Source organism: Streptosporangium sp. G11, assembly GCF_051192615.1.
Taxonomy (GTDB): Bacteria; Actinomycetota; Actinomycetes; order Streptosporangiales; family Streptosporangiaceae; genus Streptosporangium.
Genome location: NZ_JBPJUQ010000001.1, coordinates 307024 through 330805 on the forward strand (window position 1 = coordinate 307024; position 23782 = coordinate 330805).

General features: G+C 69.9%; 18 protein-coding genes and 3 pseudogenes. 14 read left to right on the top strand and 7 right to left on the bottom strand.

Features of this window, described 5'->3' with window-relative positions; translation table 11 throughout:
- Positions 1-24: 24 nt before the first annotated feature.
- From ACSDR0_RS01480 to ACSDR0_RS01500, 5 genes are all read left to right on the top strand, one after another.
- Positions 25-2502 (top strand): non-ribosomal peptide synthetase, encoded by a 2478-nt coding sequence (locus ACSDR0_RS01480; protein ID WP_435286858.1) that lies wholly within the window; start codon positions 25-27, stop codon positions 2500-2502.
- 7 nt (positions 2503-2509) lie between these two features.
- Complete coding sequence (locus ACSDR0_RS01485) at positions 2510-3712, top strand: 3-hydroxybenzoate 6-monooxygenase (protein ID WP_435286859.1); 1203 nt, start codon at positions 2510-2512, stop codon at positions 3710-3712.
- Entirely contained in the window at positions 3709-4893 is a 1185-nt protein-coding gene (aroC, locus tag ACSDR0_RS01490; protein WP_435286860.1) for a chorismate synthase, read from the top strand. The genes ACSDR0_RS01485 and aroC overlap by 4 nt, the downstream gene beginning before the upstream one ends.
- 145 nt (positions 4894-5038) lie before the next feature.
- Positions 5039-6211 (top strand): serine hydrolase domain-containing protein, encoded by a 1173-nt coding sequence (locus ACSDR0_RS01495; RefSeq protein ID WP_435286861.1) that lies wholly within the window; start codon positions 5039-5041, stop codon positions 6209-6211.
- A 233-nt stretch (positions 6212-6444) separates the two neighbouring features.
- Entirely contained in the window at positions 6445-7626 is a 1182-nt protein-coding gene (locus ACSDR0_RS01500) for a serine hydrolase domain-containing protein (RefSeq protein WP_435286862.1), read from the top strand.
- A 155-nt stretch (positions 7627-7781) separates the two neighbouring features.
- Here the strand turns inward: ACSDR0_RS01500 and ACSDR0_RS01505 are convergent, their stop codons facing one another.
- The 3 genes and pseudogenes from ACSDR0_RS01505 to ACSDR0_RS01515 all read right to left on the bottom strand — a co-directional run bounded on the left by ACSDR0_RS01505 (position 7782) and on the right by ACSDR0_RS01515 (position 10779).
- Positions 7782-9140 (bottom strand): hypothetical protein, encoded by a 1359-nt coding sequence (locus ACSDR0_RS01505; protein WP_435286863.1) that lies wholly within the window; start codon positions 9138-9140, stop codon positions 7782-7784.
- A 343-nt stretch (positions 9141-9483) separates the two neighbouring features.
- Positions 9484-9828 carry a hypothetical protein gene (locus ACSDR0_RS01510; RefSeq protein WP_435286864.1) on the bottom strand — a complete coding sequence of 115 codons (345 nt, stop codon included), beginning with the start codon at positions 9826-9828 and terminating at the stop codon, positions 9484-9486.
- Positions 9829-9905: 77 nt separating this feature from the next.
- Positions 9906-10779: pseudogene (locus ACSDR0_RS01515) on the bottom strand (IS5 family transposase).
- A gap of 251 nt (positions 10780-11030) precedes the next feature.
- On the opposite strand from ACSDR0_RS01515, the gene ACSDR0_RS01520 reads away from it, so the two are divergent.
- Both ACSDR0_RS01520 and ACSDR0_RS01525 read left to right on the top strand, forming a co-directional pair.
- Complete coding sequence (locus ACSDR0_RS01520; RefSeq protein ID WP_435286865.1) at positions 11031-11852, top strand: GNAT family N-acetyltransferase; 822 nt, start codon at positions 11031-11033, stop codon at positions 11850-11852.
- A gap of 93 nt (positions 11853-11945) precedes the next feature.
- A complete protein-coding gene (locus tag ACSDR0_RS01525) occupies positions 11946-12389 on the top strand; it encodes an acyl-CoA thioesterase (protein ID WP_435286866.1) in 444 nt (147 codons plus the stop codon).
- A 114-nt stretch (positions 12390-12503) separates the two neighbouring features.
- Here ACSDR0_RS01525 and ACSDR0_RS01530 read toward each other — a convergent pair whose 3' ends face one another.
- Positions 12504-12866, bottom strand: coding sequence for a nuclear transport factor 2 family protein (locus tag ACSDR0_RS01530; protein ID WP_435286867.1), 363 nt, complete (start codon positions 12864-12866; stop codon positions 12504-12506).
- A 167-nt stretch (positions 12867-13033) separates the two neighbouring features.
- On the opposite strand from ACSDR0_RS01530, the gene ACSDR0_RS01535 reads away from it, so the two are divergent.
- From ACSDR0_RS01535 to ACSDR0_RS01550, 4 genes are all read left to right on the top strand, one after another.
- The gene (locus ACSDR0_RS01535; RefSeq protein WP_435286868.1) at positions 13034-13834 is read left to right on the top strand and encodes a GNAT family N-acetyltransferase; all 801 of its coding nucleotides are present in this window, start codon (positions 13034-13036) and stop codon (positions 13832-13834) included.
- Positions 13835-13950: 116 nt separating this feature from the next.
- Complete coding sequence (locus ACSDR0_RS01540) at positions 13951-14775, top strand: alpha/beta fold hydrolase (RefSeq protein ID WP_435286869.1); 825 nt, start codon at positions 13951-13953, stop codon at positions 14773-14775.
- Between the two features lie 382 nt (positions 14776-15157).
- On the top strand, positions 15158-15760 hold the full coding sequence (locus ACSDR0_RS01545; RefSeq protein ID WP_435286870.1) for a tyrosine-type recombinase/integrase: 603 nt from the start codon (positions 15158-15160) through the stop codon (positions 15758-15760).
- Positions 15757-16107, top strand: a complete 351-nt coding sequence (locus tag ACSDR0_RS01550; RefSeq protein WP_435286871.1) for a helix-turn-helix domain-containing protein — start codon at positions 15757-15759, stop codon at positions 16105-16107. The genes ACSDR0_RS01545 and ACSDR0_RS01550 overlap by 4 nt, the downstream gene beginning before the upstream one ends.
- Before the next feature lie 68 nt (positions 16108-16175).
- Here ACSDR0_RS01550 and ACSDR0_RS01555 read toward each other — a convergent pair whose 3' ends face one another.
- A complete protein-coding gene (locus ACSDR0_RS01555; protein WP_435286872.1) occupies positions 16176-17561 on the bottom strand; it encodes an FAD-dependent oxidoreductase in 1386 nt (461 codons plus the stop codon).
- A 219-nt stretch (positions 17562-17780) separates the two neighbouring features.
- On the opposite strand from ACSDR0_RS01555, the gene ACSDR0_RS01560 reads away from it, so the two are divergent.
- Positions 17781-19817 (top strand): ATP-binding protein, encoded by a 2037-nt coding sequence (locus ACSDR0_RS01560; RefSeq protein ID WP_435286873.1) that lies wholly within the window; start codon positions 17781-17783, stop codon positions 19815-19817.
- A 41-nt stretch (positions 19818-19858) separates the two neighbouring features.
- Here ACSDR0_RS01560 and ACSDR0_RS01565 read toward each other — a convergent pair whose 3' ends face one another.
- Positions 19859-21277: an NAD(P)/FAD-dependent oxidoreductase gene (locus ACSDR0_RS01565; protein WP_435286874.1), complete on the bottom strand. Its 1419-nt coding sequence runs from the start codon at positions 21275-21277 to the stop codon at positions 19859-19861.
- A gap of 321 nt (positions 21278-21598) precedes the next feature.
- Here ACSDR0_RS01565 and ACSDR0_RS01570 point away from each other — a divergent pair.
- Positions 21599-21955 (top strand): annotated as a pseudogene (locus tag ACSDR0_RS01570) (D-alanine--D-alanine ligase family protein); the annotation flags it as partial.
- 65 nt (positions 21956-22020) lie between these two features.
- Here the strand turns inward: ACSDR0_RS01570 and ACSDR0_RS01575 are convergent.
- Positions 22021-22362: pseudogene (locus ACSDR0_RS01575) on the bottom strand (aspartate/glutamate racemase family protein); the annotation flags it as partial.
- Positions 22363-22539: 177 nt separating this feature from the next.
- Here ACSDR0_RS01575 and ACSDR0_RS01580 point away from each other — a divergent pair.
- Positions 22540-23781 carry a branched-chain amino acid ABC transporter substrate-binding protein gene (locus ACSDR0_RS01580; RefSeq protein ID WP_435286875.1) on the top strand — a complete coding sequence of 414 codons (1242 nt, stop codon included), beginning with the start codon at positions 22540-22542 and terminating at the stop codon, positions 23779-23781.
- The last annotated feature ends 1 nt before the right edge of the window (position 23782 follow it).

Consider the following 23782-nt stretch of genomic DNA (forward strand, 5'->3'; position numbering starts at 1 on the left):
GCTATTTCGAGAGGAACGATTCCCATGGAAACGACCAACTCGTCGCTTCCCCTCGCCCGTCCGGCCGGCGACGGCCCGGCCGGAGAGCCGCACCGGCACTCCGTCCCCGTCCCCGGGAAGGCCCTGCCGCAGCGGGAGACGTTCGCGGTGGCGGCCCTGGCGGGCCTGCTCCACCGCTACACCGGGGAGACCGACCTGCTGATCGGACGGCAGGCACGGCCGGGTCCGGCCGAGACCGTCCGGCTGCGGGTGTCGGGTGACACGACCGCCGCGGACCTGCTGGCCGCGGTCGCCGCCACGCGGGCGGAGCCGTTCAGCGGCGAGACCTGCCACGCCGTCGTCTCCACGGGCGACGTTCCCGCGAGCGACGCCTCCCCGTACGACACCTCCGCGAACGACGCCCCCGGAGGCGGCGCCCCCGTGGGCGACTCCTCCACGAACGGTGTCCCCGCGAACGACGCCTCCCTGAACGGCGAGGAGCCGGGGCCGCGCGCCGCGCTGACCGTGCTCACCCGGGGCGAGGGCGGCTTCGACCTCGTGATGTCCCGGGCGGAGTTCGACGCGGACGCCGCCGCCCAGTACGCGCTGCACCTGGGGCGGGTCCTCGACGCCCTGGCGGCCGACCCGGACGTCGCACTGCGGGACGTCGCCCTGCTCACCGAGGAGGAGTCGCGGCGCATCCTGGTCGACTGGAACCAGACCGACGAGCCCGTACCCGACCTCTTCTTCCACGAGATCGTCGCGGACATCGCGCGCCGGACGCCCGACGTGGTCGCGGTGGCCTGGCCCGGTGGCCGGCTGACGTTCCGCGAGCTCGACGACCAGGCCAACCGGCTCGCCCACCGGCTGGCCTCGGTGGGGGTCCGCCCCCGCGACCGGGTCGGGGTCTGCTTCCCGCGCGGCGCCGAGAGCCTGATCGCGCAGCTCGCCTGCTTCAAGATGGCGGCGGCGGCGATCCTGCTGGACCCCGAGTTCCCCGACGACCGCGTCCGCTTCATGATCGAGGACGCCTCGGCCGCGGTGGTACTGACCATGGCGGCCCACGAGTCCAAGGTGTCCGGGATCTGCCCGGTGCTCTCGCTCGACGACGCGGACTGGCGCGACGAGCCCGCCACCCCGGTCGGCGAGCCGGTGAAGGCCGAGGACCTCATCCACATCTGCTACACCTCCGGCTCCACGGGCGCGCCCAAGGCCGTCATGGTGCCGCACGGCGCGGCCCGCAACCTCATCTACAGCATGCGCGTGATCTGCGGCATCACCGAGAAGTCCCGCGGCACGTGGCTGGCGGCGCCCGGCTACGGCATGGTGGAGGTCGAGTGCTTCTCGGTCCTGGCCGCGGGCACCACGGTCCACATTCCCGAGCCGTCGGTCGTGACGTCGCCCGAGTGGCTGCGCGACTGGCTCGTCTCGGAGCGGATCACCCACACCCTGCTCATGAAGGCCATGGCCGAACGGCTGTGGACGCTCCACTGGCCCGCCGAGACCGAGCTGGTCAACATCAGGATCTGCGGCGAGCGCGTGCAGTCGTGGCCCTCCGCCGACCTTCCCTTCCACGTGTTCAACCTGTACGGCTCCGCGGAGGCGACGGTGGTGGCCACGTGCGACATCACCCGGCTCGGCGAGGACCTCGGCGAGGAGGGGCGCGCCCACCGCCTGCCCCCGATCGGGCGGCCCACGCCCAACGTCAAGGCGTACGTGCTCGGCGAGAACCTCGAGGTCCTCCCGCCGGGAGTCGTCGGGGAGATCTTCGTGGCCGGCGAGAGCCTGTCGGAGGGATACCTGGGCCGGCCCGAGGCCACCGCGGAGAAGTGGCTCGACAACCCGATCGACCCGGTCCGCCACCCGGTGCTGTACCGGACGGGTGACGTGGCGCGCTACTGGACCGACGGGAGCATCGAGATCGTCGGCCGTACCGACAACCAGGTCAAGGTCCGCGGCAACCGGGTGCACCTCGGCGAGATCGAGGCCGTCCTGGCCGCCCGGCCGGGCGTCGGCCAGGCGGCGGTCCTGGCCAAGAAGGACGGCCAGGGAGACGTCCAGCTGGTGGCCTACATCGAGCCGGGCTCCGGGCCCGTCCCCGAGGTGCGGGACGTCCGCGCGGCGCTGCAGCAGACGCTCCCCTCGTTCATGGTGCCGGCGGCGTACGTCATCGGCGGTCTCCCGACGACGACGAACGGCAAGATCGACCGGACCGCGCTCCCCGAGCCGCCCCGGTCCCGCCCGGACGTCGGCAGCCCCTACCAGGAGCCGCGCGACGACATCGAGCGGTCCCTCCGGGAGATCTGGGCGAAGACGCTGGAACTCGAGGGCATCGGCATCCTCGACAACTTCTTCGAGCTGGGCGGGGACTCCCTGCGCGCGGCCCGCCTGACCGACCGGATCCGCGAGGCCTTCGACGTCGACGTCGACATCGACGACCTGTTCGACGAGGCCAGCATCGAGCGGATGGCCCACACCGTCGCGGAGGCGAGGAAGGGCCGTGGCACGGCCCTGAAGGGATGACGAGGACATGGCGAAGATTCTCATTGCCGGTGGCGGCATCGGCGGTCTCGCGGCGGCGCTGAGCATCGCCGATCGCGGGCACCGGGTGATCGTGCTGGAACGCCAGGACACGTTCGCCGAGCTGGGCGCCGGCATCCAGCTCGGGCCGAACGCCTTCCACGCGCTCCGCTGCCTCGGTGTCGGCGAGACCGTGCGCGACCGGGCGGTCTTCATCGACGAGTTGCGCTTCATGGACGGCACGACGGGCGAGCGGGTGGCCAGCATGCCGCTGACCGGCGACTACCGGGACCGGTTCGGCGACCCGTACGCGGTGGTCCACCGGGGCGACCTGTACCAGCCGCTGCTCGACGCCTGCCGCGCGTCCGGCGACATCGAGCTGCTCGGCGGCCGTCCGGTCGCCCGGTACGAGCAGGGCCCGGCCGGTGTCACCGCCGTCACGGACGAGGGGGACCGGTTCACCGGCGCCGCCCTCGTCGGGGCCGACGGCATCCGCTCGGCCGTCCGCCGGCAGCTCGTCGGGGACGGCGGGCCCCGGATCTCCGGGCACACCATCTACCGCTCGGTCATCCCCATGGAGAAGGTCCCCGCCGAACTGCGCTGGAACACCGTCACCCTCTGGGCGGGCCCGAAATGGCACTTCGTCCACTACCCGATCGGCGGCGGCAGGTTCCTGAACCTGGCCGCCACCCGAGATGACGACGCTCAGGAGGAGGTGGCCGGCGAGCCCGCGGACAGGTCCCACGTGCTGGGCGAGTTCCCCGGCCTGAGCGACACGGCCCGCGACCTCCTGGAACTGGGCGAGGAGTGGAAGACCTGGGTCCTGTGCGACCGCGACCCGGTCGACCGCTGGACCGACGGGCGGGTCGCCCTGCTCGGCGACGCCGCGCACCCGATGCTGCAGTACGCCGCCCAGGGCGCGTGCATGGCCCTTGAGGACGCGGTGGTGATCGGCAGGCTGCTCGACTGCGACGAGGACGCCATCACGCAGCGCCTGGAGAAGTACAACGCCGAACGGCGCGAGCGCACGGCCAGGACCCAGCTGGTGGCCCGCGAGATGGGGACGCGTCTCTACCACCCGGCGGGCGCCGAGGCACGGGCACGGAACGAGATGCTGTCCTCCCTCACGGTGGACGACCTGCACGACAGGGTGGCCTGGCTGCACGGGGCCCGCGACTTCAGCCTCAGCCTCAGCGCGGGAGCGGCCCGATGAGCAGGTTGCGCTGGCTGACCGCGGGGGAATCACACGGACCCGCCCTGGTGGCGACCCTGGAGGGTCTGCCCGCCGGAGTGCCGGTCACCACCGGGATGCTGGCGGACGCGCTCGCCAGACGGCGGCTGGGGTACGGCCGGGGCGCGCGGATGAGGTTCGAGCGGGACGAGGTGACCATTCTCGGCGGCGTACGGCACGGGCTGACCCTGGGATCGCCGGTCGCGATCGTGGTGGGCAACACCGAGTGGGCCAGCTGGGAGCGGGTCATGGCGGCCGACCCGGTCGCCCCCGAGGCGCTGGAGGGGCTGGCGCGCAACGCCCCCCTGACCCGGCCCCGGCCCGGCCACGCGGACCTGGCGGGCATGCAGAAGTACGGTTTCGACGAGGCCCGGCCGATCCTGGAGCGGGCCAGCGCACGGGAGACGGCGGCGCGGGTGGCGCTGGGCACGGTGGCCCGCTCCTACCTGCGGGAGACGACCGGGATCGAGCTCGTCTCGCACGTCGTGGAGCTGGCCTCCGCCAGGGCCCCCGGCGGGATCCTTCCCACCCCCGCGGACGCCGGGAGGCTGGACGCCGACCCGGTGCGCTGCCTGGACGCCGGCGCGAGCGGGGCGATGGTCGCCGAGATCGACCGGGCGCACCGGGACGGCGACACGCTCGGCGGCGTGGTCGAAGTCCTCGCCTACGGGGTGCCCGTGGGACTCGGCTCCCACGTGCACTGGGACAGGCGCCTGGACGCGCGGCTGGCGTGCGCCCTGATGGGCATCCAGGCGATCAAGGGTGTCGAGGTCGGGGACGGCTTCGGGCTGGCCCGTACGCCGGGGTCGAGGGCGCACGACGAGATCGTGCCGACGAGCGAGGGCGTCAGGCGGACCTCGGGCCGCTCCGGCGGGACCGAGGGCGGTCTGAGCACGGGCGAACCGCTGCGGGTGCGTGCGGCGATGAAGCCGATCGCGACCGTGCCCCGGGCCCTGGCCACCGTGGACGTCACCACCGGCGCCCCGGCGCGGGCCCACCACCAGCGCTCGGACGTGTGCGCGGTCCCGGCCGCCGGGATCGTGGCCGAGGCGATGGTCGCGCTGGTCCTGGCGGACGCGGTGGCGGAGAAGTTCGCCGGGGACTCGGTGACCGAGACCCGCCGCAACGTCCGGGGCTACCTCGACCACCTGCCCGTCGGCTGACGGGTCACCACCCGGAGGCGGGCCGACACGGGGCCGCCCGGTAGTGCTGGCTGTACCAGGAGGCTCCAGCTCGCGGGATCGAAGGGATGATCTCCCCGCGACATGCTTCAAAGGTCGGCAAACGACCTACGAACAAGGAGTCCCGGTGTTCGATCCCACCTCCCCCCGGTCCCGCCTCCTCGGCTACGGACTCGCCACGATGATCGCCGTCGGCACCGTCGCCGCGCCGGTCACGGCGTCGGCGTCGGCCACGGCGTCCTCCTCCGTGTCCGCCGGTTTCGACGACGGCGTGCAGAAGTCGCTCGACGAGCTGGTCGGCAAGGAGTTCCCGGGCGCGCTGGCCTCGGTACGCGACGCCGACGGGCGCGTCACCGGCTACACGGCGGGCGTCGGCGACCTGAAGACGCGGGAGGAGGTGCCGGCCGACGGGCGGGTGCGCACCGGCAGCAACACCAAGACGTTCGTCGCCACCGTCGTGCTGCAGCTCGTCGGCGAGGGGAAGGTCGAGCTGGACGCGCCGATCGAGAGATACCTGCCCGGCCTGGTCCGCGGCAAGGCCGGCGACGGACGCGAGATCACGGTCCGCCAGCTTCTCCAGCACACCAGCGGCCTCCCCAACTACACCCGCTACATGCACCGGGACTTCTTCGAGATCCGGCACCGCTACGTCGAGCCCAGGGACATGATCGACCTGGCGCTGCGGCACAGGGCGTCGTTCAAGCCCGGCAAGAGCTGGGAGTACAGCAACACCGGTTACCTGCTGCTCGGCCTGATCGTGCAGAAGGTCACCGGCCGGCCGATCGCCGAAGAGGTCACCAGGCGGGTCATCGACCGTGCCGGGTTGCGCGACACCTACTGGCCGGGCGTCGGCGACCAGGCCATCGAGGGCCCGCACCCCCGCGGCTACACGGCGAAGAAGCCCAAGGGCGAGCTCGTCGACATCACCGAGATGGACCCGTCATGGGGCGGCGCGGCCGGACAGCTCATCGGCACCCCGAACGACCTCAACACCTTCTTCCTCGCGCTGCTGGACGGCAAGCTGCTCAAGCCCGCGCAGCTCAGAGAGATGCAGAAGACGGTCAAGGCCCCCGGGTTCCCCGAGGGATGGCGGTACGGGCTCGGCGTGGTCAAGATGAAGCTGAGCTGCGGCGACACCGCGTGGGGCCACGGCGGCGACATCGACGGCTACGAGACCCGCGACGCCGCCACCACCGACGGCCGGGCGGCCGCGGTCGCGGTGACCGCCCTGCCCAGTAGCGAGGCCGGGGCCCTGAAGGTCATCGAGGTCGTCGACGACGCCATTTGCGGCGCCGGGTAGCGACCTCCCCGGCATGAGTGCCGGGGATCCGGCCCGTGCCGCCCGCGCGACATCTCCGCGGCCTCCCGCTTCACCGATCCGAACCACCGACGCGGTCCTGCCGGGTCTTCACCGGCTTTCGAATCTTCGCCGCCCAAGCGGTCCCACCGGGTCTTCACCGGGTCTCGTGTCCTCAAGGACTCCGTTTCCGCCCGGCGGTATCCCCTTTCGTTCTCTCCCCGAGGAGCATTCCCATGTCCGTGTTCACCGCGCACCGCCGCCCGCTGACCGCCTTCACCGCCCTGACGGCTCTGAGCGGCCTGGCCCTCGCCGGCGTCCTGACCGCTCCGGCGGCGAGCGCCGCGGCACCCGCCCGGACCGCCGCCGCCTCCGATGTCCCGCCCCTGCAGAAAGCGCTGAACGACCTCGTCAAGAAGGACGACTTCCCCGGCGCGCTCGCGACGGTGCACGAGAGCGACGGTGACGTGCGCTACTACACCGCGGGCGTCGGCAACCTGAGGACCAGGAGCGAGGTTCCCGTCGACGGGCGGGTCCGCATCGCCAGCAACACCAAGATGTACACCGCCACCGTCGTGCTGCAGCTCGTCGGCGAGGGAAAGGTCGAGCTGGACGCGCCGATCGAGAGATACCTGCCGAAGCTGGTCCGCGGCGAGGCCGGCGACGGCCGTAGGATCACGGTCCGCCAGATCCTCCAGCACACCAGCGGCCTGCCCGACTACGACGAGGCCCTCTTCGCCGACTTCGACCGCTTCCTGCGGAAGTACTGGAAGCCGCGGGAGATGGTGGACCTCGCCCTGAAGCGGAAGGCTCTGTTCGAGCCCGGCAAGGGCTGGGGTTACAGCAACGCCAACTACGTGCTGGCCGGCATGGTTGTGGAGAAGGTCACCGGCCGCCCGATCGGCCGCGAGATCACCGACCGGATCATCAAGCGCGTCGGGCTGCGCGACACCTACTGGCCCAAGGCTCGCGACAAGGGCATCCGCGGCCCCCACCCGCACGGCTACTTCGCGACCAAGCCCTCCGAACCGTGGGTCGACGTCACCAGGTTCGACCCCTCGTCCGGCTGGGCGGCCGGCCAGCTGATCGGCAGCCCCGGTGACCTCAACCGCTTCCTGCTCGCGCTGCTGGACGGCGAGCTGCTCGAACCGGCCCAGCTGGCCGAGATGAAGAAGACCGTCGCGGCACCCGGCTCCGACACCGTCGGCGGCGGCCGCTACGGCCTGGGCCTGGCCACCTTCAAGCTGAGCTGCGGCGGCTTCGCCTGGACCCACGGCGGGAACGCCCCCGGCTACACCACCCGCAACGCCGTGACCAAGGACGGCAAGGCGGCGGCCGTCGCCGTCACCGCCCTGCCCGTCACCCTGGAGGGCGCCAAGAACGTGGAAAAGGCCCTCGACACCGCCCTGTGCGAGTAACGGGGTGACCGGCCCGCTCGCCCCCGCACCGCCCCGGCGGCACGCGGGGGTGCCGCCGTACCGGGGAGCCGTCCGACCACCCGTGCGAGGACAACGGCCGGGCGGCTCCGTACGAGCGCATCGGGCCCGGACGACTGTGGGCCGTTCACATGTCCTCAGAACGGGGGCTCGTCGATGGGCGTGTCACCCCAGAAGGTCCTGTCCTCCAAGGGCTCGAGCTCGCGCTGCCGGAGGACCGCCACGGCGTCCTTGACGCGGCCGAGCTCTATGAGGTGACGGGCCAGGAGGCCGCTGTCGGCGTCCGGGTGCCGTTCGAGGAGGGCGACCGCCTCCTCGGTGCGTCCGGCGCCGGCCAACAGGCCGGCGATGGAGCGGACCGCCCACCAGGTGTCGCTCTCGGGGTGGGCACACGCCTGCTCGACGGCCTCCTCGCTCAGGCCGCACGCGGCCATCAGGGAGAGCCGCATCCCGAAGAAGTGCCACCCTTCCCCGCCACAGCGTGCCTTGAGGGTGTCGAGATATGCCAGGCCGTCCTCGGGACGGCCCTGGTCGGCGTACAGGGTGCACAGCGTGTGGACGATCCAGTCCTCGGCTCCGCCCGGCGAGTCCGCGAGCGCCCGCATCACCTCCGTCGCCTCCTCGACCCGGCCGTGTCTCGCCAGGAGTTCCGCGAGAAGGACCGTCCCGTGGCAGCGGCAGAACTCCGACCCCCTCGGCCGCCGGTACGCGGCGATCGCGCCCTCCACGTCACCGCGCTCCTCCAGGAGTTCCGCGAGACACTGCGCGGCGTGCCAGTGGGAATCGGCCACCGCGTACGCCCGCAGCTCCGCGATTCGATCGTGCCTGGCCAGCAGATCGGCCAGCTGGTCACGGTTGTTGACCGAGGTGTCCTCCCGGGTACGGAGCAGCGCGATCGCCTCGTCGACCCGCCCCTGGCGCTCACGGATCTCGGCGAGCAACCCGACGGTGTTGAAGGGTTCGACGCGGCGACGGCACGACGGGTCATCGCCTCGCCCCGCCTCGACGCGGGCGGCCAGCAGTGCGGCGGCCTCCTCGTCCCGGCCCGTGATCCCGGCGACGTCGACCAGGGCGGCAGCGAGGAAGAAGTCCTCCACGTACGGGCGGAGCATGACGAACGCCTCGTCGCCTCGACCGTGCCGGGCGAGCAGCCGCGCGTAGAACTTCAGCGCCATCCTGTCTCCGGCCTCCGCGCCCGGACGGGCGAGCGCGATCGCCTCCTCCGCTCTCCCCCACTCCTCCAGCAGCCCGGCCACGGTTTCGGATGCCGTCCGCCAGCCCGTGGCGAGGTACGGGGCGAGCACCTCCAGCGCCTCCGCGCGCCGGCCTCGCTCCGCGAGCAGCCGGGCCCACTCCCGGGCGCAGAACCACTCCCCGCGCCCGGCCTGGAACTCGACCTCCGCCACATGGCCGAGTTCGACCAGCCGGGAGACCAGGTCCGGGGGAATGCAACCGGAGAGTGTCCGGACCCGGTAGTCAAGATCGACGGCATCCATGACATCGCACCCTAGACCCGCCTCCGGCACGACCGGACGCTTCACGATGGTTGCCGATGATCGTTTTGTCGGCGTGGCGGCGTTGGCCGACACGGGGGACGAGCCCATGCGAAAACGAGACGTCGGAAACGCCGACAGCGCACCGGCGAAAATCGCCGGTGCGCTGGTCGGACGTGCTGTGCGCCGCCAGGGACTCGAACCCCGGACCCGCTGATTAAGAGTCAATGGCTCTCATGTCGGGCGCTTACGCGATGTGCCCGACGCGTCACTCCGCACAGAAATGCCGGTTTCAACAATGTCCGAAAATGTCGCTTGGTGTTTCAGGGTGCCGTTAGGGCCTGTTTCAGAAGTCGGCTGAGGGCTGGTTTCGGTTGAGAGCTCTGTGTGCTCGGGCGGTTGCAGCGGTCCAGCAGGTCACGTCGTTGGCGATGCGGCTGGGGTCGGTCTCGACGCTGAGGTGGTGACGGCTGCGGACGGCATTGCGGTATTCGACCTCGTAGGTGCTGTTATCAAGGCGGGAGACCGAGGCGAACCAGAGCGGGTCGTCCTCGTCGGGCTCAACGATGACGAAGGTGTTGTCGGGCGCGGACAACTCAAGGACCATCTCGTGGAGAGCGTCCTCGGACGGTTCCACGATGAGTTCGCCGCCCTCGGTCTCGGCTTTCAGCTGGATGTCGTCGCTCTTCATCGCTTCGTCCTTTCTGTCGCATCCTGCGCCTGCCGCAACGGCCGGTTTTAGGATCCCAGCCTGGGTCGTGGGCGTGGTCACAGCCACTCACCGATCGCGGCGATCTGGACGGTGGCCTTGAAGCGGACGGCGAGCTTGTCATAGCGGGTGGCCACCGCCCGGTGGCGCTTGAGCCGGTTGATGCCGCACTCCGCCGCGTGCCGGGCTTTGTAGTCCTCGGCGTCGAAGGCGGGCGGGCGGCCACCGGCCGAGCCGCGCTTTTTGCGGTGAGCGATCTGGTCGGCGGGCTCGGGGATGGTGGCTCGGATCCCTCGGCGGCGCAGGTAGGCGCGGTTGGCCCGGGAGGAGTAGGCCTTGTCGCCGCGCACCCGCTCGGCCCGGCTGGGGCCGGCCCGGCCCCAGCCGGGCCACCTTGATGGCCTCCAGTACCGCCGCGAACTGCGGAGAGTCTCCACGCTGACCACCGGTGAGGAGGATGGACAAGGGCTTTTGCCGCTGCTCGCAGGCCAGGTGGATCTTCGTGGTGAACCCGCCGCGAGAACGGCCGAGCGCGTGATCAGCAGGCTCCGGCCCGCTGATACCACCCGGCGGCTGCTTTTGCGCGTTGCCATCGCGGCGGGCGCCGGCTGCGTGCTGATGCGCGCGGCAGATGGTGGAATCCACGTTGACCTGCCAGCAGATCAACCCTGCGGCATCCGCCCTGGCCTGCAGCCTGGACAGGATCTACTCCCAGACTCCTTCGCGCTGCCAGCGGCGAAACAGGCCGTAGACGGTTTGCCAGGGCCCGTAGATGGCGGGCATGTCCCGCCATGGGGCGCCGGTCCGCACCCGCCATCTGATCCCGTTGATGAGCTGGCGTTTCGGCCATACAACCGGGCGACCACGCTTGGCTGTGCCCGGCAGCACCGGCTCCAACACCTGCCATTGCTCATCGGTCAGATCCCCACGCACGCAGCGATCATCTCGACGAGAAGTAACACAAAGATCAACTTATGAAACAGGTCCTAACCGTCCATTCGATGGCACACACTTGACCTTCGTGACTGAGGACAGCCGCGCTGGTGGACAGAGAATGGGCAGCGTGTGGGCTGGCGAGCGGGCAACTGCGGGCCCGATCGTGATCAGCGTGACCGGGGATGTCGTCTGATCGGAGCGGCCCCTGGCCGCCGGGATCCACTCCGTCATCAGCAAGGAGTACGCACATGGACACATTGCCGGCCACCCTCGCCGAAGGCACCGAGGCAGAGGTCATGTACCAGTTCGTGTCGATGGCGCCACCGTCGATCAAGTCCAGGCTGCAGATCGCCACCACGCGTATCGGCGGCGGGGTGGCGTTGTCGGTGAGAAACGACGCCACGGGTTTCTGGAGCAAGGCGCTCGGATTCGGCTTCGCCGAGCCGATCACGCACGATCTCATCGGCCGCGTGGTGGATTTCTACCGGGCGCAGGACAGCAAGGGCGCCGTCTTCCAGATCGCCCCGTCGGTCCTGCCTCCGAACTGGAACGAAATCTCCGCAGAATACGGCCTGCGTCCTGATTCGTACTGGGTGAAGCTGGCGGCCCCGGTCGAGGACTTCTGGGCTGGCCGGAGCACGCTGAGTGTCTCGCCGGTCGATCCCGGCAACGTCCGGGACTGGGCGACGGTTACGTTCCGCGGATTCGGGATGCCCGAGGACGGGTTCACCGAGATGGTGGCCGGCAGCGTCGCCAACCCGGACGTCCGCCCGTTCGCCGCGTGGGACGGCGACACGATGGTCGCCACCGGCACCCTGTTCGTCCGGGGCGAGATCGGCTCTCTCAACGCCGGCGCGACGCTGCCCAGCCACCGTAACCAGGGCGCGCAGTCAGCCCTGCTGGCGGCACGCGCCGAGGCGGCCGCGAAGGCGGGCTGCCGCTGGCTGATCGCGGAGACCGGCCTGCCCGCCAAGGGAGGTTCCAACCCGTCGCTGAACAACCTGCTCCGCGCCGGGTTCCGCCCCCTCTACAGCCGGCGGAACTGGAACTGGCAGCCGGACGCCGCCTGACACGCGGACGTGGCCTCGAAGGCAGGGATGCCAAGAGGCGCTGTCCTCACCGCTCGGTCACTCCTTTGCCACCCTCTCCCGAAGGAGATCACGATGATCTCTCCCCCGCACGGCCATGTCGCACCGGTACGGGTTCATTTCGATGAACTCGACCCCATGGGCATGCTTCATCACTCCCGCTATATCTTGCTGTTCGACCGCGTGATCAGTGCCTACTGGAACGAGCAGGGCTGGGACACCGACCCGGCGAAGTCAGTGTTCAAGGAGGTGATCCTGGTCGTCCGCGACCTCAACATCACCTATCACGTGCCGATCACGGGGATCTCGGAGCCGCTTGTGCACTTCTGGCTGGAGAAGATCGGACGCAGCAGCGTGATCTACGGATTCCGGATGCTCTCGTCCGATCAGACGGTCGTGCACGCCGAAGGGCGCCGCGTCAACGTCAACCTCGATCCGGCGACCCTAACCCCGGCGCCCATCAGCGCCGAAGCCCGCGAGGCGGCCATCACTCTGCTCGGAGTACCGGTACAGGCCTGAGACGGGCTCCTTCATGGCGTCATGAGGCCAGGCGGGCGGGCTCGTCCTCCTGCGCGGCCAGCCAGAAGGCATGAGTGTCGAAGACGTTCTCGAACCGATGCACGACACCCTCCCTCAGATACCAGACGTGCACGAACTTGCCCGCCCCCTCTTACCGGTGACCGCATGCGTCCCCGAACCCTCACCAACGACGTACACCCGATCACCCACAGGCACCAACTCGAAGGGGACGAACTCAAAACCGTCCCACTCCCGCACAAGCGGGACAATCGCCTTCTCCCACACCCGCCCACCGCCATAGAAGGTACCGCCCGCCGACCCGCCGACCACCACCGTCCACTTGACATCAGCCGCCAACCGGCCCAGAAAACGATCCCTGCCACCCAACACCAGATCCGAATAGACAGCCGCAACCACCGCCCGATTCCGAGCCTCCTCAACAGTGAACCGCCGGACAGAACTCTCGTTGTCGAACATGAATGACTCCTGACGACGAAGGAACGTGCACATGCAGGCAACCGCTCCCCACTGACCACTCATCAGGCCACTTCACCGCCCTCTTTCCATCCACCCTGCCCACCGAACCGACAGCGGCGGCTGCCCCCGCCATGTCCCCATCGACATCCACAGCTTGAGGAGCTTGCGTGACTGACCTCGCAGACTCGATCGAATCCATGGAGCAGCTCGCCGTCGCCTGGCGTGCCTTCGTACAGGACCGGGATCCGGACGCGGACGTGCGGGACCTTCCGGGTATCGCCATCCGCTGGGCAGACCACCGGTTCACGTTCTGGAATTGCGTCACGCTGACCGATACCGGAGCGGACGCGGTTCTCTTGGAGCGGCGTCTGCACGAGGCGGTGGACATCATGCGCTCGAAGACGCATCCGGGCCTCCTGTGGCTCTTCGAGGACCTCGTCGACGACAACGCACGCGCCGCGCTCCCGGCGGCGGCCGAGCGAGCGGGCCTCGAGTACGCCTTCTCCGGCACCGGCATGGCTGGCGACCTGCTGCCCATCCCCGAGCCTGCGCACCCTGACCTGACTTTCGTGCGCGTGACCACGGATGAGCAGCTGTGCTCTTTTGCGGACCTCAACTCGCGCGCTTACGGCTTCCCCCTGGAAGACGGCCGCGACGGACTCGTCGGCTCCACCCTGTGGACCAGCAAGGTGTACGCCTACCTGGGCATGCGGGACGACGTTCCGGTGACATGTGCCGCGACGGTAGAGGCGGAAGGGCGGCTCTTCGTCGCGCTCGTCGCCACGGACCCGGAGTGGCAGCGCAGGGGCTATGCCGAGGCGGTGACGCGGAAGGCGCTGTACGAAGGGGCCCAGGCTACCGGGCTGACTCGCGCCACTCTGCACGCGACCATCGCGGGAGCGCCGGTGTACCCGCGTATCGGTTTCAAGCCGAATTCACCGATGCACTTCTTCGGCCTGAAGAGCTGATCCTCCAGCAAGGCGGCCGATCGGCCATGTATTGGGCAGCGGATGGTCTGTGAGACGGGCACCCGAACCCGGCAGCTTGGCACTCATCACCGCAGTCCCACATCAGGAGTCGTGCCATGCGCGTCAATGTCAACGGAATCGGTCTTGAGGTCCAGGTCAGCGGGGAGGGCCCAGCGGTCCTGCTCGTGCATGGTTATCCCGACACCCACGCGCTCTGGCGCCATCAGGTCGCCGCGCTCAACGCCGCCGGGTACCGCACGATCGCCCCCGATCTGCGCGGCTTCGGATCTTCCGACAAGCCCGAGGGCCTGGCGGCGTACGACATCAGCGAGCATATCGCCGACCTGCTGGGCATCCTCGACCACTTCGAGGTCGGACAGGCCCATCTGGTGGGCCACGACTGGGGAGCGACACTCGCCCAACTGGTCGCGGGCACCGCGCCCGAGAGGGTCTCCAGCCTCTCCCTGCTGTCGGTCGGCCATCTCAGCGCTAGTGGACCGGCGGCGGGCATCGACCAGCTCGCGAAGTTCTGGTACATGTTGCTGTTCCAGTTCCCGGACGTCGCCGAACAGTGGCTGAGTCACGACGACTTCACCGGCCTGCGCATGTGGGCGACCACGCATCCGGATCTCGAGGACGTGGTGAGCCGCATGCGCCACCCCGAGAGCCTCACCGCCGGACTCGCCATCTACCGCCAGAACATCACGCCGCAGGCGTTCATCCCCGGAACCCTGCAGGCGCCGCCCATCAAAGTACGCACCATGGGCGTGTGGAGCAGCGGGGACGTCTACCTCACCGAGAAGGCGATGATCGGCAGCGCACCGTACATCACCGCGTCCTGGCGCTACGAGCGACTGGAGGACGCAGGCCACTGGATGCAACTCGACCAGCCGCAGAAGGTCAACGAGTTGCTGCTCGACTTCCTCTCATCGGTGCGCTGAATTTCTTTGCGACAAGGGCCGAGCCTGCGCGGCGCTGGAGGTGCGGCTCGCGGTCGCGGAACGCATCCGGATCGTCTCCTGAGAGCGGGCGAACGCGCTGCCGGCGGTGGATAACGACCGGGTAGGAAACGGTCATGATTCTGGCCATCGTGCCGTGTGACGCTCGTTCGAGGCCCGGCCGCCGGTCGTACAACCGCCCGGCCGCCAGGCGTACATCCGATGCGAAGCGAACACCAAGGGGAAGAGCGTGTGCGGCGAGGCCAGTGCTGGAGAGCAGCAGGAGTGGACACAGGAATGTGAAGCCCGCTTCGGCAGGGTCCCGGCGCAGATTTGCGGGGACGACCGCGCGGCCGGCCGTCTCGCCGGACCTGGGCGGCGCCCGATGACACGCGAGGAGCTCCAGCGCTTCCTCGACTACGCCGACGACCAGGTGGAGGAGGCCGTGCGTCGGGGGCGGAAGGGGGCGCTGGCCCACTACCGGAACGCCACCCTGTTCAAGGTCGTCTACGCCTGGGAGTTGAGCGGCTCCGAGGCGTCTGGGCTGGACATCAGTGATTTCCAGCCGCACGCCGACGTGCCCGAGCTGGGCGGCTTCGGAGCTCTGAGCGTGCTGACGGGCCGACGGGCCAAGGGACGGCCGCCGGGGCGTCGGACGGTCGTCAGCATGATGCCGTGGGCGGTGGACGCGGTACGGGAGTACCTCATCGAGGTACGGCCCCGCTACCGCACCGGCCTGTCGCGGGCGCTGTGGCCCACCGAGCGGGGCGGGCGGCTGCTGACCAGGGGGATCGAGGACCGGTTCGCGACGTATCGGGACGCACTCGGGCTGGACCGGACGCTGACGCCGCACTGCATGCGCAGCGCGTACATGGCCCATCTGCTGATGGGCGGCGCGGGCCTGGAGTTCGTGCAGGAGCAGGTCGGGCATCGCTGTCCTGCCACGACCGCGAGCTGTGCCCGCCTGGAGAACAAGGAATCGATATGAGCCTGAAGTTGGATTACCGATGGCATCTGCGGAGGGTCATGGCCAATCGCGGCATGTATGCCACCACGGATCTGAGGCCCCTGCTGGCCGAGCGTGGGTTCAGACTGTCGCAGAGCCAGGTCTACCGGCTGGTGGCCGAACGGCCCGCGCGGCTGAACCTGCGGGTGCTGATGGCCTTGATCGACATCCTCGACTGCACGATGACAGACCTCATCGAGCCGGTCCCGGCCTCCGGCGGCCGTCGCCCGGCCGCCGGGAATCGTATGTCGGCCGGGCGGGACCCGGCCGAGGGCGAGCGCACAGCCGGCCCGCCCCGGCCGAAGCGGGCGAACGTGCTGCCGGAATAGCCGGATCTGCTGGGGAGGCAGAATGCCCCGGCCGGAAGAACGCGGGTCCCGGCGTACGGGCGCAGGTCTCAGCGGGACAGCGCGGCCAGGAAGTCCGCCCGCGTCAGCGCTGGGGCCGGGCTCTCGGCTGCCAGGGCCAGCGCCTTGCCGACCACCCCGGGCCGGGACATCGCTTCCTCCGGTGAGGCCAGCATCGAGCCGATGTCCCCCATCGCGGTCAGCACATCGGGATCCGCCAGTTTGGCCGTCTCCATGGCCTTGGCAGCGGTCCAGTTCGGGCTGCCGTAGAAGCGCCGGCCGCGGATCGCGGCGTAGATCTCCGCGAGGCGGTTGTGCTCCCAGAAAAGCGAGGTGTCGTAGAACGGGCCGAGGGCGGCGTGCGCGGCCTCCTCGTACGCCAGCATCATCTTGTCCGGCTCGCCGTGCGCCCGGACGGCCTCACGCAGCAGTTCGGCCTGTACCAGCGCCATCGACAGGCCTTGGCAGAACGCCGGATTGGTGGTCCCCCACGCGTCGCCCACACTGACCAGCCCGGTCACCGAGGGTCGGCCGTCGCTGACCGGGCTGCGCCGGCGGGTGCACCGCCCGGGCGCTGTGAGCACCCCGGTGACCGGCCGGCCGTACTCCAGCCACTCGCGCAGCCCGGGGAAAAGGGCGGCCGTGCGATCCCAGAGGCGCTCCTCGTACAGCGAGCGCATGACCCAGTCCCTGCGCGAGACGACGAGCGTCAGCGACCACGTGCCGTTGTCGCCGGGCAGGGCGAGCGTGGAGACGCTGTCGTGGTGGTCGAGGGGCCAGGCGGGCGGGGACGGGATGGTGCCGTCGGAGCTGCGGAAATAGCGTGAGTAGAGGTCGAAGCCGAAGTCGGGCGGCGCGGCTGCCCTGCTGAGGTGCTGAAGGTCGCCCAGCATGGCGGCGACCGGCGAGTCACCGCCGCCCGCGTCCACGACGAGCCCTGCTTCCAGCGTCCGGCCCTCGTCGGTCACCACCCCGCGCACGTGAGGGACGCCGGTCGTCCCTCCTGACCACACCGTCAGCAGCTTGGAGACGCCGACGCCGCGCCGGATCTCCAGGTTCGGCACCCGGGAGGCGACATGCGCCAGCGCGCTCTCCAGCACCGGCTGTCCGGCAGACAGGGACTCATACCGGCGATCAGGCGTGATGCCGCCCAACAGGTCCCAACGCCGGCCGCCTGCGACCTCGATCGCGGCGATGGCCTCGGGCAGTTGCCGGTTCAGCACGGCGAGCCCGCGGGGCAGGACCACATCGGGCTGCCGGAACTGGGACCCGCCACGGCGCTCGCCGAGGCTCGGCTCGGCACGGTCACGCTCGAGCACGGTCACGCGATGCCCGTCAGTGGAGAGGAGAAGAGCCGCTGCGAGCCCCGCGGGCCCGGCTCCCAATACCACAACGTCCATCGTCATTCCGGCATCGTCCGCGGAAGCTCTACCCATTTACCAGACCAGACAGATGATCAATAGTTGTCCATTTCGCTGGCGGATGATGAACCAAGCGCCACGGAAACGTGCACGATTTACGCATCAGACGAACTCCGCCGCTGCTCAACAGCCGAAAAGCTCCTACATATCGCGCTTTACAAGGCAAGGACAATGTGTATAAAGACTCATTTATTTGGCCGAGTTGCGAGATCGTCACAGGCTAGAGTTATGCGCATGTCGTTGGGGAGTAGCGGAAAGTCCGAGCTGCTGGGCCAGCGTTTGCAAGCGGCACGCGAATCGGCGTTCGTGGGGCGTGAGGAGGAGCTCGCGCTTTTCGGCTCCGCGCTCTACGGGGGCCGGTGCAGCGTCTTGTACGTGCACGGCCCAGGTGGAGTCGGTAAGTCGGCGCTGCTGCGGCGCTTCGCGCAGGAGGCGGCGTTGGCCGGCCGGTCGGTCGCCCGCGTGGACGGGCGCACGCTCGACCCGTCGCCCGCGGCCTTCGAGGCCGAGGCCGAGCCGGTGCTGCGCGACGAGCGGGCGGTGCTGCTGGTGGACACCTTCGAGCGGATCCAGGGACTGGAGGGCTGGCTGCGCGAGCGATTCCTGCCCAGGCTCCCGGTGGGGGCGCTCGTGGTGATCGCGGGGCGGTTCCCGCCCGACATGCAGTGGCAGGCCGACCCGGGCTGGGCGGGAGCGCTGGAGGTGCTCTCACTGCGCGATCTGCCGCCGCATGACGCCGAGACGCTGATGGGTTGCTGCGGGGTGGCCGACGAGCTACGCGAGCCGCTGCTGGCCTTCGCGGGCGGGCATCCGCTGGCGCTGCTGCTGGGGGCGGCGGTCGCGATGAAGGACGGCGGCGCGAGCAAGCGGTGGACCCCCCACCATGACGTGGTCGCGACCCTGCTGGACCAGCTCGTCGGCGAGGTGCCGAGCCCGGCGCACCGGCACGCGCTGGAGATCTGCGCGCACGCGTACATGACGACCGAGGATCTCCTGCGCTCGGCCCTGCCCGACGAAGCCGCGTCGCTGTTCCGCTGGCTGCGGCGGCTGCCGTTCGTGGAGTCGAGCAGCCTCGGCCTGTATCCGCACGATGTGGTGCGGGAGGTGCTGGAGACAGATCTGCGCTGGCGTGATCCCCAGGGCTACGCGGACATGCACGACCGTATCCACGCCTACCTCGCGGAGAAGGTCCGTACGGCCGCCGATCCCAACGTGCTCGGCGCGGTGACGGCGCTGTTCTACCTGCATCGCGACGACAACGCGATGGTCGAGCCGCACAGCTGGTACGAGGAGGGCGAGGTCCAGGAGAGTGTCCTGCGGCCCGGGGACGTCCAGCAGCTGCTGCGGCTGGCCGAGGTGGCCGAAGGCGCGCAGTCGGCCGCGTGCGCCGCGTTCTGGCTGGCCAGGCGGCCGTCAGAGTTTCGCGTCTACTGGCGGACCGAGACCGGCGAGCCGGTCGCCTTCTACGCGTGGCTGCGCCTGGGAGAGCCGGACGAGGAGGAGTGCGCGGCCGATCCGGTCGTGGCCGCCGCCTGGGAACACGCCCGCGCCACCGCACCGCTGCGGGCCGGCGAGCACCTGGCCGTGGGCCGGTCGTGGGTGCTGCCCACGTATCGGGGCAATTCGCCGGTCATCGATCTGCTTCAGTGGCGGGTGATCGGGAACTGCCTGCGGGCCGGCCATGCGGCCTGGTCGTACGTCGCGGTACGCCGGCCTAGCAAGGACAGAATCGAGTGCTTCAGACAGCACGACATGCGTGACATCCCAGATGCCGCCCGGGTGGGCGACGACTCGTACACGCTGTTCGCGCACGACTGGCGAGCCGTGCCGGCGCGAGTGTGGCTGGAGCGGTTGAACCGGGCCCTGGCGCCGGACCCGTACGTGCGGGCGGAGCGGCTGGCGGTGTTGTCCAAGGCGGAGTTCGACGAGGCGATTCGCAAGGCGCTGCGCGCCCTGTCACGGCCCGACGAACTGGCCCGCTCGCCCCTGACGCGCACCCGGCTCATCGCTGAACACGACGGCAGAGATCCGGCCAAGGTGCTGCGCGAGCTCCTGGAGCGGGAGATCGAGACGTTGGGCGATGATCCGCGCTCGGTCAAGTTCCACCGCGCACTCGCCGCCACGTATGTCAAGGGCGCCCCGACCCAGGAGCTGGCCGCGGAGCGGATCGGCCTGCCCTTCACCACCTACCGCCGCCACCTGGTCTCGGGCATCGACCGCGTCTGCGAGAGCATGTGGCAGCGGGAACTGTACGGCGCGACGGAAACCTGACCGGGGACGCGGGCAGGCGCCACCCGACTGGGCACGGCCGGCTACCCGTTGATGGCGGACAGCAGTTCCCGGCGCAGCAGGGCCGGGTCGGGCACAGGTGGCAGCTTGGCGCTCTCGGCGGTGATCAGCTCGACGATCCCGGGCCTGGCCAGGACCTGACCGGCGGGTTCCAGCATCGATCCCATGTCGGCGAAGGCCCTCAGCAGGTCGGGGTGGTTGAGCTTGGTGGCGTTCAGGGCGCTGACGACGTGCCAGGCGGGGTCGTCGGTCTCATACGGCTCGCCCTTGATGTGCGCGTCGATCTCGGCGATCCGATGGTCGTCCCAGCCACGCAGCCCAAGGTAGAAGGGCGCGGCGTCGCTCTCCAGAAGCTCGGCGTAGACCAGGGCGAGCTTGTACGGGTCCGGCGTGGGAACGGTCTCGACGGCGTCCCGCAGCAGGGTGGCCTGCAGCACGCCCATCGCCAGCCCGTGGCCGAAGGTGGGATTGGTGCTGGCCCAGGCGTCACCCAGCGCGAGCAGGCCGGTCACCACGGGCTGCCCGTCGGCGACCAGGTCGCGCCGCCGGGCCGGGCCGGACGACATGACCTGCACGTCCGTGAGCGCCTCACCGTGCCGCGCCCAGTGCGTGTACTCGAGGAACAGCTCGATCACCCGATCCCAGGCGTCGGCCTCGCGCAGGCCGCGCGCCTGCTGGTCGCGGCTGGAGGCCACCAGGAACAGCGACCAGGTGCCGTTGTCGCTGGGCAGCGACCCCGCAGTGAGCGTGCCCCGGTGCACCAGCGGCCATAGCGGCGCCTCGGGGCGTCCCATGCCGCGGTCGCGAAAGTGCCTGGCGTAGTAGACGAACCCGGCCTCCGCCCGGTCCTCGGTGTCGCGGACCGGTCCGAGGTCGGTGAGCAGCTTGAACAACTGCGACTTGCGTCCGGTCGCGTCCACGACGAGGTCGGCCTTCAGCACCTCGCCGTCGCGGGTCTCCACCCCGGCCACGTGCGGCACACCTGGCAGGTACGCCTGTCCGGGCAGCAGCCGGGTCACGGCCTCGCCCCGCCGTACGGTGACACCAGCGGTGCGGGCGGCCACGGCGAACAGGGCGGACTCCACGACCGGCCGCCGGGCGGCCAAGGTCTCGTAGCGCTCGTCCCCGTCCCGTCTGCCGCCACCCGCGGGCAGGGCCGCCGCCGCGGCGACCATTTCGTGCCGCATGGCTCCCGCCGTCTCCAGCTCAGCCACCACCTCGGGCAGCTCCGCCTCCAGCACGGCCCGCGCCCGGGGCATCATGAGATGCGGCAGCCGGAACTGGCTCACACCCGGCCGCTCCCAGGACGTCCACGCCTTCTCTCCCGGCGCGGGCGGCAGGGCGGCATCGCGTTCCAGAACGGTGACCCGATGGCCACGCGCGGCCAGCAGAATCGCGGCGGTAAGGCCCGCGGGCCCCGAACCGATAATGATCACTTTCATCCTCATACCGGCACCGTCCACGCGACGGCCGATCGATCACCAGGCCATGCGATGACCACTTTCTGACCACCACCGGCCACCCGAGCCCGCGTGGTAACCGGACGGCACCTGATGGGTGAACAAGGCCAGGGCTGTGGCGACCGGCGGCGCGCCCGCCGTCTCCCGGGTGGCCAGAGATCGGCCGGTCAATGACCTGCGAAACGATCAGCCGGACCCTGCATGCTGCCCGGATACCGATGAAAGGGGCTGATCGACCATGACCGAACGCCTGCGTGTGGCCCGTCACCCGAGCATGAGGTGTCACTGCAATCGGCGCAGGCCGTGCTCGACGCGTTGCCGAAAGACCGGTACGAGCCCCTGCTGATCATCATCGACCGGCAGGGCCGCTGGCCGCTGGAGCTGAGCCGCGCCGTGGCGGACGTGGTCTTCCCCGTGCTGCACGGCCCGTACGGCGAGGACGGCGTCCTTCAAGGACACCTGGCGACGCTGGGCCTGCCGTACGTCGGCTGCGGTGTCTTGGCCTCGGCCGTAGCCATGGACAAGGCCGCGACGCGGCGCGCGTTCCTGGCGGAGGACATCCCGGTCACCCCACACGTGTGGTTCACCCAGCACGAATGGCGGACCACGACCGACCCTTGGAGCATGGTGAAGCCGCTCGACCGGCCGATGTTCGTCAAACCGGCCAATCTGGGCTCCTCCATCGTGAAGCGGGTGCCCAGCAGCCCCACTCTGCGCCATCCTCTGGCGCGCACCTCTGCGCCCACGGCGTCGGCGATGTGCAGGACGGGTACGCTCGCGGCCCGCGCGACGTCGTCGGCCACCCGGTTGAAGGTGTTACTGCAGACGAGCAGCATCTCGGCGCCCATGCCTTCGAGCTTGCCGCCGGCGTCGGCCAGCAGCGCGCTCACTTCGTCCCACCGGCCGGCGAAGATAAGCTCCTCGACCCTCGTGTAGTCGACCGACCAGATCAGGCTGTTGGCGGAATGACTGCCGCCGAGCCGTTCGCGTACCCGCTGATTGATGATCTGGTAGTAGATGACCGTCGATTCCCAGCTCAAGCCGCCGATGAGGCCAATGGTGTGCATGGCGGCAGGTTAGGTGGCGCCGCTGACCATTCCACAGACCGATAAATGCCCAATCTCCGCAGGTCAGCGCCGCTGCCGCGGACAGGTTTCGGTCGGAGATCGGGCTGTCGGATGGATAGCCGCGAACTTTAGCTTGTCTCCCGATCCGTTGTGGAACGTGACTATGGGGAGATCGCAGTGACAAGGAAGAGCACCGGCCTGCTGGCCGCGCTCGTGGCGACGGGCGTGGCGCTGGGCACCGGCGCATGCGGGGCCGGCAAGACCGAGGCCACGGGTGGTACCGGCGGGTGCGACACGAGCAAGGGCACGCTGGTCGTCGGCGTCATCGCGCCGATGTCGGGCAAGCTGTCGGCGATCGGGCTGGGCATCCGCAACTCGGTGCAGCTCGCCATCGAGCAGGCCAACGCGGCCTGCGCGGTCAAGGGCTACCAGCTCGCGATGGACGCGCAGGACGACGAGGCCAACCCGGACAAGGGCGCGGCGGCGGCCCAGCGCTTCGCCGACGACCCGAACGTCGTCGGGATCGTCGGGTCCTACAACTCGGGGGTGGCCCGCGCCATCCAGCCGAAGATCGCCACGGCCAAGCTGCTGCAGATCTCGCCCGGCAATACCGACCCGGCGCTGTCCAGAGGCGCGGACTTCGCCACCGCGCCGAAGCGCCAGTACGACAACTACTTCCGCGTCGTCGGCACCGACGACCTGCAGGGCCCCTTCAACGCCCGCTACCTGGTGGAGAAGGAGGGTAAGAAGAAACTGGCGATCATCACCGATGGCAAGGCCGTGGGCGAGAGCAGCGCGACCGAGTTCGCCAAGGAGGCTGAGCGGCTCGGCGCCCAGGTCGTCATCCGGGAAAAGGTCAACGAGAACGACAGCGACTTCTCCAGCGTGCTCACGAAGGTCAAGGCCGTCGGCCCCGACGCGATCTTCGTCGGGTCGGAGTACCACGTGGCCGGGCCGCTCAGCAAGCAGGCCAAGGACGTGGGCCTGGACGTGCCGATCTCGGGGAGTGATGGCCTGTTCGACCCGCAGTTCATCGCGCTCGGTGGCAAGGAGGGCGACGTCGCCACCTCGGTGGGCGCACCGATCGAGAAGCTGGACAGCGGCAAGGCGTTCATCGAGGCGTACAAGAGGAAGGGCTTCGCTGAGGAGATCGGAGGCTTCGGCTCCTTCGCCTTCGACGCGGCCAACGTGATCGTCCCCTCCGTCGCCAAGGTGACCGCGAGCGGTGACTGGACGGGCGCCGTCGAGCAGCGCACTGAGCTGATCAAGCAGGTACAGGAGTACAAGACCGACGCCGGCGCCAATGGCACCATCGGGTTCGACCAGTACGGGGACAGCGTCAACAAGATGTTCACCGTCTACAAGGTCACGTCCGGCGCGTGGAAGGACGTGCTCAGCGACCAGTTCGAGGCGAAGTGAG